Here is a 12,875-nt window from a genome sequence, read left to right as displayed (position 1 = left end):
CTTTATTTAACTGCATGTTAAAAGTGACTTTTTTACTAGCCACCCCAAATGTGATTTAAATCTCTTTTCTTAAAGATATGATCCCCTAATCTTTACCCTACAGTCGCGCTTATGGGAGCTTAATAATGGGATACAGTAATGTGCTGGTCGCAGTGGCCCTTTCACCCGATAGTCAACAATTGGTAGATAAAGCCGTTTCTATCGTGCGGCCTTATGACGGCCGGGTTTCATTGATTACACTGACAACAGAGCCAGAAATGTACAGTAGCTACGCGGCCCCCATGCTGGGTGATTTGCGATCCGTTTTACAAGAGGAAGCTCAGTTATTTATGGATGAATTGGCTATCAATGCTGATTATCCCATTGAGAACCGAACCGTGGTTCATGGTGAGTTCGCTGACAGCGTCACTTATTTTTGTCAGCAACAACATATTGACCTGGTGATATGCGGCAACCACAGCACAAGACTAATGAATAAATTTTCCTGCTCAGCTGCTCGCCTGATTAATACCAGCATGGTAGATGTACTGATAGTCCCTCTTTGATAAAGACGAATAAGGGATTCACGTGAGTAATGAATAGTCATTATAGTTCCGGGGCTTATCGGCCCCGGATTTCGTTATATTAAATATCCATAAATACTGTTAGAACCATTTACCGAAGCGGCGGATATAAAACTGCTTCATCAGTTGCGCAACAACACAGTAACTGATCAGTGTCCCTGCCAACCATGGGAAATATTGCCATGGCAGTGGTTGTAGCCCGACTAAATTTCCTAATGGTGAGAATGGAATATAAATACCTACCGCCATGATGACCCCAGTGGTTAATAGCACTGGCAATGCCGCGGTGCTTTGAATAAACGGAATTTTCTGCGTGCGCAACATATGAACAACTAATGTTTGCGACAACAAACCTTCAATAAACCAACCTGACTGGAACAAAGCCTGATGCTCGACACTGTTGGCCGCGAAAACAAACCACATCAGCGCAAAAGTTGTGATATCAAAGATCGACGAAGTCGGCCCAATCCACAGCATAAAGCGGCCAATATTTTTAGCATCCCACTTACGTGGTTTGCGCAAAAACTCTTTGTCCATTTTATCCCACGGCAGAGAGAGCTGGGAGATGTCATACATCAGGTTTTGCAGCAGTAAATGAATAGCCAGCATCGGCAAGAATGGAATAAAGGCACTGGCAACCAGTACAGAGAAAACATTACCGAAGTTAGAGCTGGCGGTCATGTTCAAATACTTAATAATATTCCCAAAAGTTTCGCGCCCTTTAATAACCCCTTCTTCCAATACCATTAAATTCTTTTCGAGCAAAATGATATCTGCTGACTCTTTGGCGATATCGGTGCCGGTATCAACAGAGATTCCCACATCAGCATCGCGCAATGCCGGTGCATCATTAATACCATCCCCGAGGAAACCGACGGTATGACCATTGCTTTGCAGCATTTTCAGCACACGTGATTTTTGCAGCGGAGTCAGTTTGGTGAACACCGTGCGCAATTCCACTTCACGCGCCAGTGTTTCATCATCCATATGCTCAATATCAAGACCACTCAGCGGCTCTCCGGGTTCCAACCCAACATCGCGACAGATTTTAGCGGTAATAATCGGGTTATCGCCGGTTAATACTTTTACCGCAACGCCATTTTCCCGCAATGCGGCAATCGCGGCCTCGGCACTCTCTTTTGGCGGGTCAAGGAAGGTCAGTAATCCTTGAACAACCAACTCGCGCTCGTCGGCAATACTTAAAGGTAACTCGCTGATTTTGGTGCCTAATTCGCGGGTTGCCAGCAGTAAAACACGAAAACCGTCTTCATTATATTGTGTGGCTAATGCCAATAATGAGGCGCGGCGGGCTTCATCAAGCGGATAGATTTCATCGCCTTCGCGCACTGAAGTACAGATACTCAGCATTTCTTCTACTGCACCTTTGCAGATCAGTTTTTGATGCTGCTGATCATCTTTCACCACAATCGACAAACGACGGCGAATGAAATCAAAGGGTAATTCATCAACTTTATTGAAGCTGCGCAAAGCATCAACTTCGGGCTTGCCACGGCTAAATTTGATAACCGCCTGATCCATCAGATTGCGCATGCCGCTTTGATGGAAGCTGTTAAGCCATGCCAGTTGTAATATTTTACTGTCATTGCTGCCAAGAACATTTAAATGGTGTTCAAGAATGATTCGGTCTTGCGTCAATGTCCCCGTTTTATCGGTACACAGCACATCCATCGCACCAAAATTTTGTATTGCATTCAGCCGCTTGACGACAACTTTTCGCCGCGACATCGCTATTGCACCTTTAGCCAGATTGGAGCTGACAATCATCGGCAACATTTCAGGTGTCAATCCGACCGCCACCGCCAACGCAAACAGCGCCGCTTCACTCCAATCCCCTTTTGTAAACCCATTGATCAGCAATACGATCGGCACCATCACCAACATAAAGCGAATTAATAGCCAACTAACACTATTGACCCCTCGGTCAAAAGCAGTTTGAGCACGGTTGCCCACAATGGATTTCGCAAGTGACCCGAAATAAGTATACCCCCCGGTGGCGACAACCACGGCCATGGCCGTTCCACTGGCAACGTTGGTCCCCATCAGACAAATATTAGATAACTCAAGTAATTCACTTTCGCTACTGGCATCTGCTTCCACCGATTTTGGAGCAATGGACCCCATTGCATCATATTTCTCAATGGGTATCGCTTCACCGGTCAGGATTGCCTGACTGATAAACAAATCTCTGGATTTAATCAGGCGCAAATCAGCCGGAATCATATCCCCGGCAGATAATAAAATAATATCGCCCGGTACCAACTGTTTAATGGCTATTTCCTGTTTTGTCGGCTGGGCGCTATGACTATTACGACGCAGTACCGTGGCCGTGGTACGCACCATTGATTTCAACGTTTCTGCGGCTTTATTGGTGCGGTATTCCTGCCAAAAACGCAGTAATCCACTGATTAAAACCATGGTCACAATAATGCTGGCACCGACAAGATCTGTTTCCTCGCCACGTTGTAGCGGTAACCAATAATCGGTCACAAAGCTGATTGCCGCCAAAATTATTAAAACAAAAATAAATGGGTTATTAAATGCAGCCAGTAATTGAATCAGAGCCGGCGGTGCTTTCTCATGCGCAACTTCATTTAGGCCGTATAATTCCAGCCGCTCTTTGGCATCTTCCTCTGTTAGCCCATTCAAGTTAGCATTTAACTTAGATAATGTTTGATCCAAGCTATTTTTAGCCTCTAATGCAATAGTAAAAGGCTTTTTATTATTATTGCTACGGCTTGTACCTGTCTTTTTAAATTTGGTCATAACGCTTCTCTTTTAATTCTAAACGCACAGGATTTATCCGCTCAATTATTGAGAGGTAAATGTGCTGAACTATTATTGCGCTGCCAATTTTATATTTAATCAGCAGCGGCTAATTAAGTTAATTCCGGGGTGATCGTCCATAACAACTCCTTACTACCACATGGGTCAGTATTATTGACTGCTAATTTGAAATTAGATTAATTTCCCAACTTATGCCGGTAATTCTGATGCAATACGCCAATGAATAGCACTGACACTCCGCTCCAGACTGACTCGGCAAACAATACTTTCAATTTCTTTTTGTGCTGCTGGCGTTGCCATTATTTCAGCACAGACTTCTAGTTGACCAGGCTTGGCAATATCGGCGCTGCATAATGATTGCAATCGTAATGCCATACCATTCAATGCCTGTAAAATCAGAGTGCGAACCAATACTTCATCTTCCGTGCCACATGTCACGTGAATGCGGTAACGCACTTCTAAATCAACAGCTTGTTGTTGAGGTTGCATATTAATGCGTTGTGCTGCCTCGCGCAGCAATATATTGGCACATAGAATAACGGCGGTTGCTGCAACGGCATTCCAATACAATCCCAGGCCACAAAGCACACCAATCCCTGCGGAACACCACAAGGTGGCTGCCGTATTTAAGCCTCGAATATTCATGCCTTCGCGCATAATAACGCCAGCGCCCAAGAAACCAATTCCTGAAACCACTTGAGCAGCAATACGGCCCGGGCTATCCGGGGAGGTGGCATAAGAGCTGAGAATAAATACTGCCGCACCAGTCGCAACTAATGCATTAGTCCGTAAACCGGCCATACGCTGACGCCATTGTCTTTCGGCACCAATTAATGCGCCCAAGCACATCGCCAGTAATAAATTTATGACAAAAGGAGTTAATGCCATGATTCTCTCCATGAATTAATCATTGGTAGAATAATCATGTGCTATTTAGCACACAGATAATTGTGCTGATATATACCTAAGGGTAAATCAGCAATAACCGGTGTTAGCGCCAGGAGGAAAGAGTGAGTGGCTGTTAAATACCATAATAAAAACCCGAATTAATATCCTCGATGATTATCCATCGAGTAAAATCATTATTGGGTATGCACAGCTCAGGAAATACAGAGAGGGTGCTGCCCGCCATGTTTCGGCAAGCAACAAATCGGTCGGGAGATAAGTTAGCTTGCCTTGCTTATTTGACTACTACTTTGCGTATCCATTAGTTTCTCCGCCGAAATTTTTCAAGAGTATAGTTGTCTATGATAATCATGTAAAGGTTATATTTCTAAACAAAACTTAAACCGATTAAGAACAATTAAATAATAAGGATAATAGCGAAAATATAAGACGTAAATTAATCCTATTTCACTGCTAGATATCCTATTGCTATAAATAAGGCTTCCCCAGAAAACATTATTCTTGTAACTACACTGCAAATGTGAAGTTGCTGCGGATACGTTGCATGAAAACACAGCAAACAACAGCTGATGATTACCGTAAACAGCCCAAAATAATTTATTGGAGAACGGCGATATCACCTCGTGGGAAAACACCTACGCAGTGAACTCCATCAATATTCCCCCTACCGGGTAAGTACAACGGGGCATTGAACCGGAGATACCTATCAAGTCCTTGACGTTATTACATAAATGTAATGAACCTTTCACCAAAAATGAGAGCGTGATCTCATTTATAACCCTAACTATTTTAGGTCCGTTGCCGATAGGTTCTTAAAGGAGTGTTGAGATTATTTTAGATATAGGGGTGGATTAATTTTAAGTAGCGATGCCTGCACTCCAATCATTGATGTTACCGCCAGACAGCTGACAACGCGGTGACTTCGAATGTATGGGTATATCAGGCAAGGACCTTTCCTCGAGCGACTATAGAAACGGAACTAACAATGAAACGTGGAAGTACGCATAAGCCATTGGATATAAAAATAACGCCAGAACATAATAAAGAGACGAAAGTATTGTTTGTTAATAATATGCGTCTGGTTACTTTGTTTATCGCCATTTTGGCGGGAATATTGCTTTTATTTGCAGCGGCAATTGGTACATCTGGCTACTTCTTGAAACAAAGTAACCAATCGCTTGAAGAAGCGACTCAAGAACTGGATATACGCCTAGGCCTCTCTAACAGCTCAAACCACTTACGTACTGCACGCCTTATTTTAATTCAGGCAGCATCGTCGGCACGTATTGGTGATGCCGCGGGTTATCAACAGGGCTTGAAGAATGCAGAAAATCGTATTGCTCAGTCGCAACAAATGTTTGACCTCTACTATAACCGCCCCACTAAATCCGAAACTGACATCGCCCTAGACAGCCCACTGAAAAAAGCTTATGAACAATATCGCGACGATGGTATGAAACTCATGTTAGAAGCGACTAAAGAGGGGCATTTTGAAGAAGTTATCTCGCTAGAGGCAGAAAAACTTAATCAGTTAGATGACGCTTATAACGAGCCGCTGCAGAAAGCAGTTAAATACCGCACAGAACTCGCCAACCAAATTAATCAGTCGGCTCAGCAAGAAGCGCATCTCGGTTACATACTGATGGGCGGTGCCTTTATTCTGGCTATTTTATTGACAATAATCGCTTTTTTAGTGATCAGCAAAGTCATTATCAAGCCGATTAACTGGTTGGTAGTGCGTATTCAACGTATTGCTCACGGGGATTTAACACAAAGTCCCGTGGCATTTGGCCGCAATGAAATCGGTGTGTTAGGTCATAATATTCAACAAATGCAAGATTCGTTAGCTTCCACGGTTGAAGCAGTACGCAGCAGTGCCGAATCTATATATCAAGGCTCCAGCGAAATCGCCCTAGGCAATACAGATCTTTCAGCACGAACTGAGCAACAAGCCGCTTCACTGGAACAGACAGCAGCTAGCATGGAGCAACTGACCGCAACGGTTAAACAAAATGCGGAAAATGCCCACCACGCCAGCCAACTGGCGGCGAATGCATCAGGTAAAGCTGCTCAAGGTGGCGATATCGTGAATGATGTTGTCGACACTATGGATAAAATATCCCTCAGCTCAATGAAAATTGCTGAAATTACTAACGTAATTAATAGTATTGCTTTCCAAACCAACATTCTGGCATTGAATGCTGCGGTAGAAGCAGCCCGTGCAGGTGAACAAGGCCGTGGATTTGCAGTCGTCGCCAGTGAGGTGCGCAATCTGGCTCAACGCAGTGCTGATGCAGCCAAAGAGATTGAATCGCTGATTGAAGTCTCGGTTGATCTTATTGGTGATGGCTCAATTCTGGTCTCTGATGCGGGTAAAACCATGAAAGAGATTGTAACGGCCGTCACGCATGTAACTGATATTATGGGTGAAATTGCATCAGCTTCTGATGAACAAAGTCGCGGAATCAGCCAGGTTGCACAAGCTGTATCCGAGATGGACAACGTAACACAGCAGAACGCCTCTTTAGTGCAGGAAGCGTCAGCGGCTGCGGCGTCTTTAGAGCAACAGGCCGAGATACTGACTCAGGCGGTTGCAGTCTTCCATTTAAATGGGCGTAATCCGGCCCCCTCCCTTAAAACGCCAACGCCTTCATCAGGGGGGCAGAATAAAACCGGCGGAAATAAAAAGTCTACCGATGACTCGCTGAATTGGGAAACTTTCTGAGTTATCGCTAGCGGCAATTCAGCCGAGCTATGATTGCAAAAGCTGATAGCATAACCGGAGGTAAGGCTCTCGCCTTCCTCCGGTTTTTTATTGTCACTTGCTGTGCGCCAGATAAATAAAAGGGTTGCAAACGCTATTGGTGAAGTGGCTCAACAAAGGTGCCATCATGGCTATCAATCTCATTAAAGAACCAGACACCTGCGGGGTAATCTTCCAGTGAAACCAGATACATAACACCCTCGCTAAATTGTTCCACCTCTAAAACAACCCCCTCACGCCGCGGGCCGCCATCGGTTTTTACTGTCACCCGATCATTTACTTTCATGATATTACCTTTGATTAAGTCAATGCTGCTAGTGTAGTACATAATTAGGTGAGAATGATAAGGTTTACGCACAATCAAGTGTATGCTTTTGATGAATATATTTAAGCATAAAAATGAATGTGTTCACACTGAGAGCATGTTGAGGAAATCAGCAGGCAGGGGGAGAAATAAGAGTAAGTAAGGCAGTTTACTTCATGCTAGAAAGTAAAAAACCCGCCTTAGCGGGTTTTTTTATAATCAGCCAAAGGCCAATTAGATTGCAGTTACGTTTGCTGCAGACGGACCTTTAGCACCGTTCTCGATAGAGAACTGTACATTCTGGCCTTCAGCCAGGGTCTTGAAGCCTTGATCTTGGATTGCAGAGAAGTGCACGAACACGTCTTTGCTGCCATCAGCTGGAGTGATGAAACCGAAGCCTTTAGACTCGTTGAACCACTTTACTTGACCTTTCATCATGTTAGACATGTGTATTTCCTTTATTAAAAAATTTTGCCACCATGGGCGTGTTATAGCCGGTTATCAGTCGTTACTTATGGAGGCACTATGAAGGAAATTCGTCAGTGAAGAGCTATCAACGATAACGCTTTAAATATGAACCACTTTACTCAAGATGTCGTGCATAAATAGGTCTGTACCACAGGCCGAGACGCATTAACTCATGACCGGCTTTTAATAGCAACTCTTTTTAGCAAGCAAGCGGAAGATTCTTGTTTACATGACTAAAATAAGACCAAAAAAGCTATTTATTATACTCTTGAGGCTTTGTTTTAATCATGTTTGTTACTTGGGCTGAAAGTTTATCCCTTGAATTTGCTATCATAAGCAGCCATCTACTTTTGAGAGAAATACATGAAGCCCAAGTCTGCCACTTTAGATGATGTCGCACGCCAGGCGGGTGTTTCTTATCAAACGGTATCCCGTGTTTTAAACCACGCCCCTCATGTCTCGCTAAAAACTCGGCATAAAGTTGAATTGGCCATGGCTGAGCTGAACTATGTTCCTAACCGGGTAGCCCAGCAATTAGCAGGTAAACATAGCCAGACTCTCGGGTTAGCGACCACCGACCTTTCTTTGCATGCTCCTTCGCAAATAGCTGCCGCAATAAAAAGAAAAGCCCGCCAACTGGGGTATAACGTGGTCATTGCCATGGTCGATGACCATAGTGAATATGCCTGCCAACAAGCTATAAACGAGTTACTGGCTCAACGAGTTGATGGGATTTTAGTCAATGTTCCTTTGAAGACAAAGCACAGCCAAAAAATTACCGAACAATGTGCAGATACGCCGGTTCTTTTTCTCGATGTTGACCCCCGCTCTAACGCTTTCAGCGTCTTATTTGATCCCAAAGTAGGCGCAATTCAGAGTGCAAACTACATCATCGCATTAGGCCACCAACAAATAGTGCTTATCTCCGGCCCCAAAGATGCTATTTCAGCCCAATTACGCCTCCAAGGGTGGTTGCAGGTCTTGAATAACGCCTCACTTTCACCACCAGCGGTTTATCACGGAGAATGGAATGCGCAAAGTGGTTATCAGGCGACACAGAAATTGATCGCCGGTAATACCCCATTTAGCGCTATTTTAGTCGCTAATGACCAAATGGCGCTAGGCGTACTACGTGCTCTGCACGAACACAATATCGACGTGCCGAAAGAGGTCTCTGTTATTGGTTATGACGATACTGCGGACAGCGCCTATTTCCAGCCCCCACTGACCACCATCAGACAAAACTTCAGATTATTAGGGGAAGAAAGTGTATCCCGATTGATAGTCAGGCTGCACCATACTATTGAGCCGCCCTCTCAATCATTGTCATTAGAGACTGAACTGATAATACGCCAGACTACAGCCTCTTTTAATCCTGCTCGGCACAAAAACGAATAAATGCGATCGTTCTCGACTATTTAACTCATAGCTATTTACTTTACTTTCGGCTGAATTCATCTTGAACGCACCAAAATTGTGAGCGCATAACATTTCATTAATTACCAAAGTAACGCTAACAAAAACGAGCTCAATTTCGCAAAAGATAAGGCTGAAATTATGACGGCACAGCAAGAAGTGAAACAGCGGGTTAAACCAGCCCTATCACAGATTTTATCTCGCCGAGATTGGGAAAAGCCGCAGATAACACAATACAATCGCCTTGAAGCGCACCCTCCATTTTACAGTTGGCGAAATATCAGTGCCGCTCAAGATGATAATTATTCCCCACAACGGCAATTACTGAATGGGCAGTGGACATTTAGTTATTTTACGCGGCCTGAATCAGTACCCGATAAATGGACTGAGCAAGATTTGCCTGGAGCTGCGTCAATACCCGTCCCTTCAAATTGGCAGCTCCATGGTTACGACACCCCGATTTACACTAATGTGCGATACCCAATTCCCGTTGACCCACCGCGAGTGCCACAGGACAACCCGACAGGCTGTTATTCTTATAATTTTACATTAGATCCCGATTGGCTCTCGTCAGGGCAAACCCGCATTATTTTTGATGGCGTGAGTTCCGCATTCTATCTGTGGTGCAACGGCCAGTGGGTCGGGTATTCCCAAGACAGCCGCCTGCCCGCCGAATTTGATCTCACGCCTTATTTGCAAGCAAACGATAACCGCATCGCCGTTCTTGTATTGCGTTGGAGTGATGGTAGCTATCTGGAAGATCAGGATATGTGGCGCATGAGCGGAATTTTTCGTGATGTCAGCCTACTGCACAAGCCTGATATTCATTTGCGGGATGTTCATGTCACGACGCATTTATCGCCCGAATTCAGCTCCGCCCATTTAGATGTGATGGCGGCAGTTAATATTCCATTGATTGATATCAATAACACGCAACTGACCAAAGCCTATCAAATCCGGGTGCAACTTTGGTTGGCGGATACGTTAGTTACCAGTCTACAGCAACCTCTAGGCACTCAAGCAATTGATGAAAGGGGGAATTATGCTGATCGCACTCTCCTAAGCCTACAGGTAGAGCGGCCCTTATTATGGAGCGCTGAACAACCTACGCTCTATCGAGCCGTCATCTCGCTACTTGATAACCAGCAAAAACTTATCGAAGCAGAAGCTTATGATGTCGGTTTCCGCCAAGTTGTCATTCATCAAGGACTACTCAAGATTAATGGCAAAGCGGTACTCATTCGTGGGGTGAATCGCCATGAACATCACCCCCAAACAGGCCAAGCGATAGATGAAGAAAGTATGCTGCAAGATATCATTTTAATGAAACAGCATAACTTTAATGCCGTAAGGTGTTCACATTACCCCAATCACCCATTGTGGTATCGCCTGTGCGATCGCTACGGTTTATATGTTGTTGATGAAGCCAATATAGAAACACATGGAATGCAACCTATGGGGCGGTTGGCAGACGATCCACAGTGGTTTTCTGCTTTCAGCGAACGAGTTACCCGGATGGTTCAGCGTGATCGTAACCATCCTTGCATTATTATCTGGTCATTGGGCAATGAATCAGGTCACGGCACCAGCCACGATGCACTTTATCGCTGGGTAAAAACCAATGACCCCACTCGCCCGGTACAATATGAAGGTGGCGGCGCGAATACCCAAGCTACTGATATTGTTTGCCCGATGTATGCTCGAGTGGATGAAGATCAACCTTTCCCAGCAGTACCTAAATGGGCAATAAAAAAATGGATTGGTCTACCAGACGAATCTCGTCCATTGATTTTGTGCGAATATGCCCATGCAATGGGCAACAGTTTTGGTGGGTTTTCCCGCTATTGGCAAGCATTTCGCCAATACCCTCGGCTACAGGGAGGGTTTATTTGGGATTGGGTAGACCAAAGCCTCAGCCGTAACGATGAAAATGGTCAGTCTTATTGGGCTTATGGCGGTGACTTTGGCGACAGCCCCAATGACCGTCAATTCTGTATGAATGGATTAGTTTTTCCTGACCGCACCCCCCATCCAAGTCTATATGAAGCACAATGCGCGCAGCAATTTTTCCAATTTGGGTTGCTTAGCACAACACAGCTGGTAGTCAGCATTACCAGTGAATATCTGTTCAAAAACAGCGATAACGAGCACCTGTATTGGCGTATCGAGTTAGAGGGGAAGTCAATTCTGGAGGGTGACCTCCCACTAAATTTATCGCCTGAAAGCACACAATACCTCACCTTGGCAGATCAATTACCGACCATCAGTGAACTGGGTGATTTATGGTTGAATGTTGAGGTCAGGCAAGTAAAAGAGACTGCCTGGTCACCGAAGCATCATCGTAGCGCCTGGCATCAATGGCGTTTACCCCATTCACTCTCTATTCCCCAAAACTCCTTAGCAAACTTAACTGAGTCTAGTCGCCTCCAACTGCACCAAGATGCGGAATATATTACTGTAGTTCATCAACAGCAGCGCTGGCTATTTAGCTGCAAAACCGGATTGATGGAGCAATGGTGGGTAGATGGGAAAAATAGATTGCTCACCCCATTGCGTGATCAGTTTGTCCGCGCACCACTGGATAACGATATTGGTATTAGTGAAGCAACACAAATTGATCCTAATGCTTGGGTTGAGCGCTGGAAAAAAGCAGGAATGTATCAATTGGAACAACGTTGTTTATCCTTACAAGCGGATAAGTTGTCTCACGCTATACAAGTCAGCGCTGAGTATGTCTATGAGTTTGCCCAAGAACAATTATTACATACCCATTGGTTATACCGCTTTGATCAACAAGGCTGTATGACCATTGATGTCCGGGTTCAAATTGCCACATCGCTCCCCTCACCGGCAAGAATCGGTATGTGTTGCCAATTGTCTGACATTTCTAAAAATGTTAGTTGGTTGGGATTAGGGCCTCACGAAAACTATCCTGATCGCCAGCTCTCGGCACAATATGGTCACTGGTCACAACCCCTTGAACAGATGCATACTCCCTATATATTCCCAAGCGAAAATGGATTACGTTGCAAAACGAGTACATTGAATTATGGAAACTGGCTATTAACGGGGCAGTTCCATTTTGGTATCAGCCGTTACAGCACACAACAACTCATGGTGACCAGCCATCAGCATTTACTTAAGCCAGAACCAGGCACTTGGCTTAATATTGATGGTTTCCATATGGGGGTTGGTGGTGATGATTCATGGAGCCCCAGCGTCCATATAGATAACTTACTGACGAGTGAAACTTATCAGTATCAGGTCCGCTGGCAATACAAAAGCGATATATAGCAGGAGACGAGAAGCTTATTTTGTCACTGGGTTAATGCATGATTTCGGATTAATACCTATATCGGACCAAGAGAAACACCCCTAATATCATTATGTTCCAAACATCTCTTAGTCCGATTATTGCCATGCAATGAGTCATACATGTAGTACTCCTTTGTAAATTTATGCGCCCACCCACCTGAACTGACCCCATAAAGTTGGGCGCTTTTTTATCTTCTGCTCCCCCGTGATGATTTTGTCTTTTTCATATGTGTCATAAGTTGAGCACATTCACTCCATGAATTATTTGCATTACGGGACTAAGATAATCACTCAGTCATAAGCATAGCTTCTGACTCAGTATCTTCATGTTACA

At 44.5% G+C, this 12,875-nt stretch carries 8 protein-coding genes; 4 read left to right on the top strand and 4 right to left on the bottom strand.

Annotation, left to right across the window (positions count from 1 at the left end):
- Positions 1 to 125 precede the first annotated feature (125 nt).
- Positions 126 to 545, top strand: a complete 420-nt coding sequence (gene uspC, locus FTA91_RS05585) for a universal stress protein UspC (RefSeq protein ID WP_145533824.1) — start codon at positions 126 to 128, stop codon at positions 543 to 545.
- A 99-nt stretch (positions 546 to 644) separates the two neighbouring features.
- On the opposite strand, the gene mgtA is transcribed toward uspC, so the two are convergent.
- Positions 645 to 3,347, bottom strand: coding sequence for a magnesium-translocating P-type ATPase (gene mgtA / locus FTA91_RS05580; protein ID WP_050114419.1), 2,703 nt, complete (start codon positions 3,345 to 3,347; stop codon positions 645 to 647).
- A gap of 210 nt (positions 3,348 to 3,557) precedes the next feature.
- Positions 3,558 to 4,256, bottom strand: coding sequence for an MgtC family protein (locus FTA91_RS05575; RefSeq protein ID WP_004392115.1), 699 nt, complete (start codon positions 4,254 to 4,256; stop codon positions 3,558 to 3,560).
- Positions 4,257 to 5,259: 1,003 nt separating this feature from the next.
- Between FTA91_RS05575 and FTA91_RS05570 the strand changes: the two genes are divergently transcribed.
- Positions 5,260 to 6,999, top strand: coding sequence for a methyl-accepting chemotaxis protein (locus tag FTA91_RS05570; RefSeq protein ID WP_145583026.1), 1,740 nt, complete (start codon positions 5,260 to 5,262; stop codon positions 6,997 to 6,999).
- A gap of 133 nt (positions 7,000 to 7,132) precedes the next feature.
- Here the strand turns inward: FTA91_RS05570 and dsrB are convergent, their stop codons facing one another.
- Positions 7,133 to 7,324 (bottom strand): protein DsrB, encoded by a 192-nt coding sequence (gene dsrB / locus FTA91_RS05565; protein ID WP_004708108.1) that lies wholly within the window; start codon positions 7,322 to 7,324, stop codon positions 7,133 to 7,135.
- Between the two features lie 252 nt (positions 7,325 to 7,576).
- Positions 7,577 to 7,789, bottom strand: coding sequence for a transcription antiterminator/RNA stability regulator CspE (cspE, locus tag FTA91_RS05560; RefSeq protein ID WP_002210893.1), 213 nt, complete (start codon positions 7,787 to 7,789; stop codon positions 7,577 to 7,579).
- A 384-nt stretch (positions 7,790 to 8,173) separates the two neighbouring features.
- On the opposite strand from cspE, the gene FTA91_RS05555 reads away from it, so the two are divergent.
- Together FTA91_RS05555 and FTA91_RS05550 are read left to right on the top strand one after the other, a co-directional pair.
- Positions 8,174 to 9,208: a LacI family DNA-binding transcriptional regulator gene (locus FTA91_RS05555; protein WP_050114421.1), complete on the top strand. Its 1,035-nt coding sequence runs from the start codon at positions 8,174 to 8,176 to the stop codon at positions 9,206 to 9,208.
- A gap of 159 nt (positions 9,209 to 9,367) precedes the next feature.
- Positions 9,368 to 12,520: a beta-galactosidase gene (locus FTA91_RS05550; protein ID WP_145583024.1), complete on the top strand. Its 3,153-nt coding sequence runs from the start codon at positions 9,368 to 9,370 to the stop codon at positions 12,518 to 12,520.
- Positions 12,521 to 12,875: the final 355 nt, after the last annotated feature.

It is taken from the genome of Yersinia thracica, assembly GCF_902170565.1.
In the GTDB taxonomy this organism is placed as follows: domain Bacteria; phylum Pseudomonadota; class Gammaproteobacteria; order Enterobacterales; family Enterobacteriaceae; genus Yersinia; species Yersinia thracica.
This window is presented reverse-complemented; position numbering and strand designations above follow the sequence as displayed.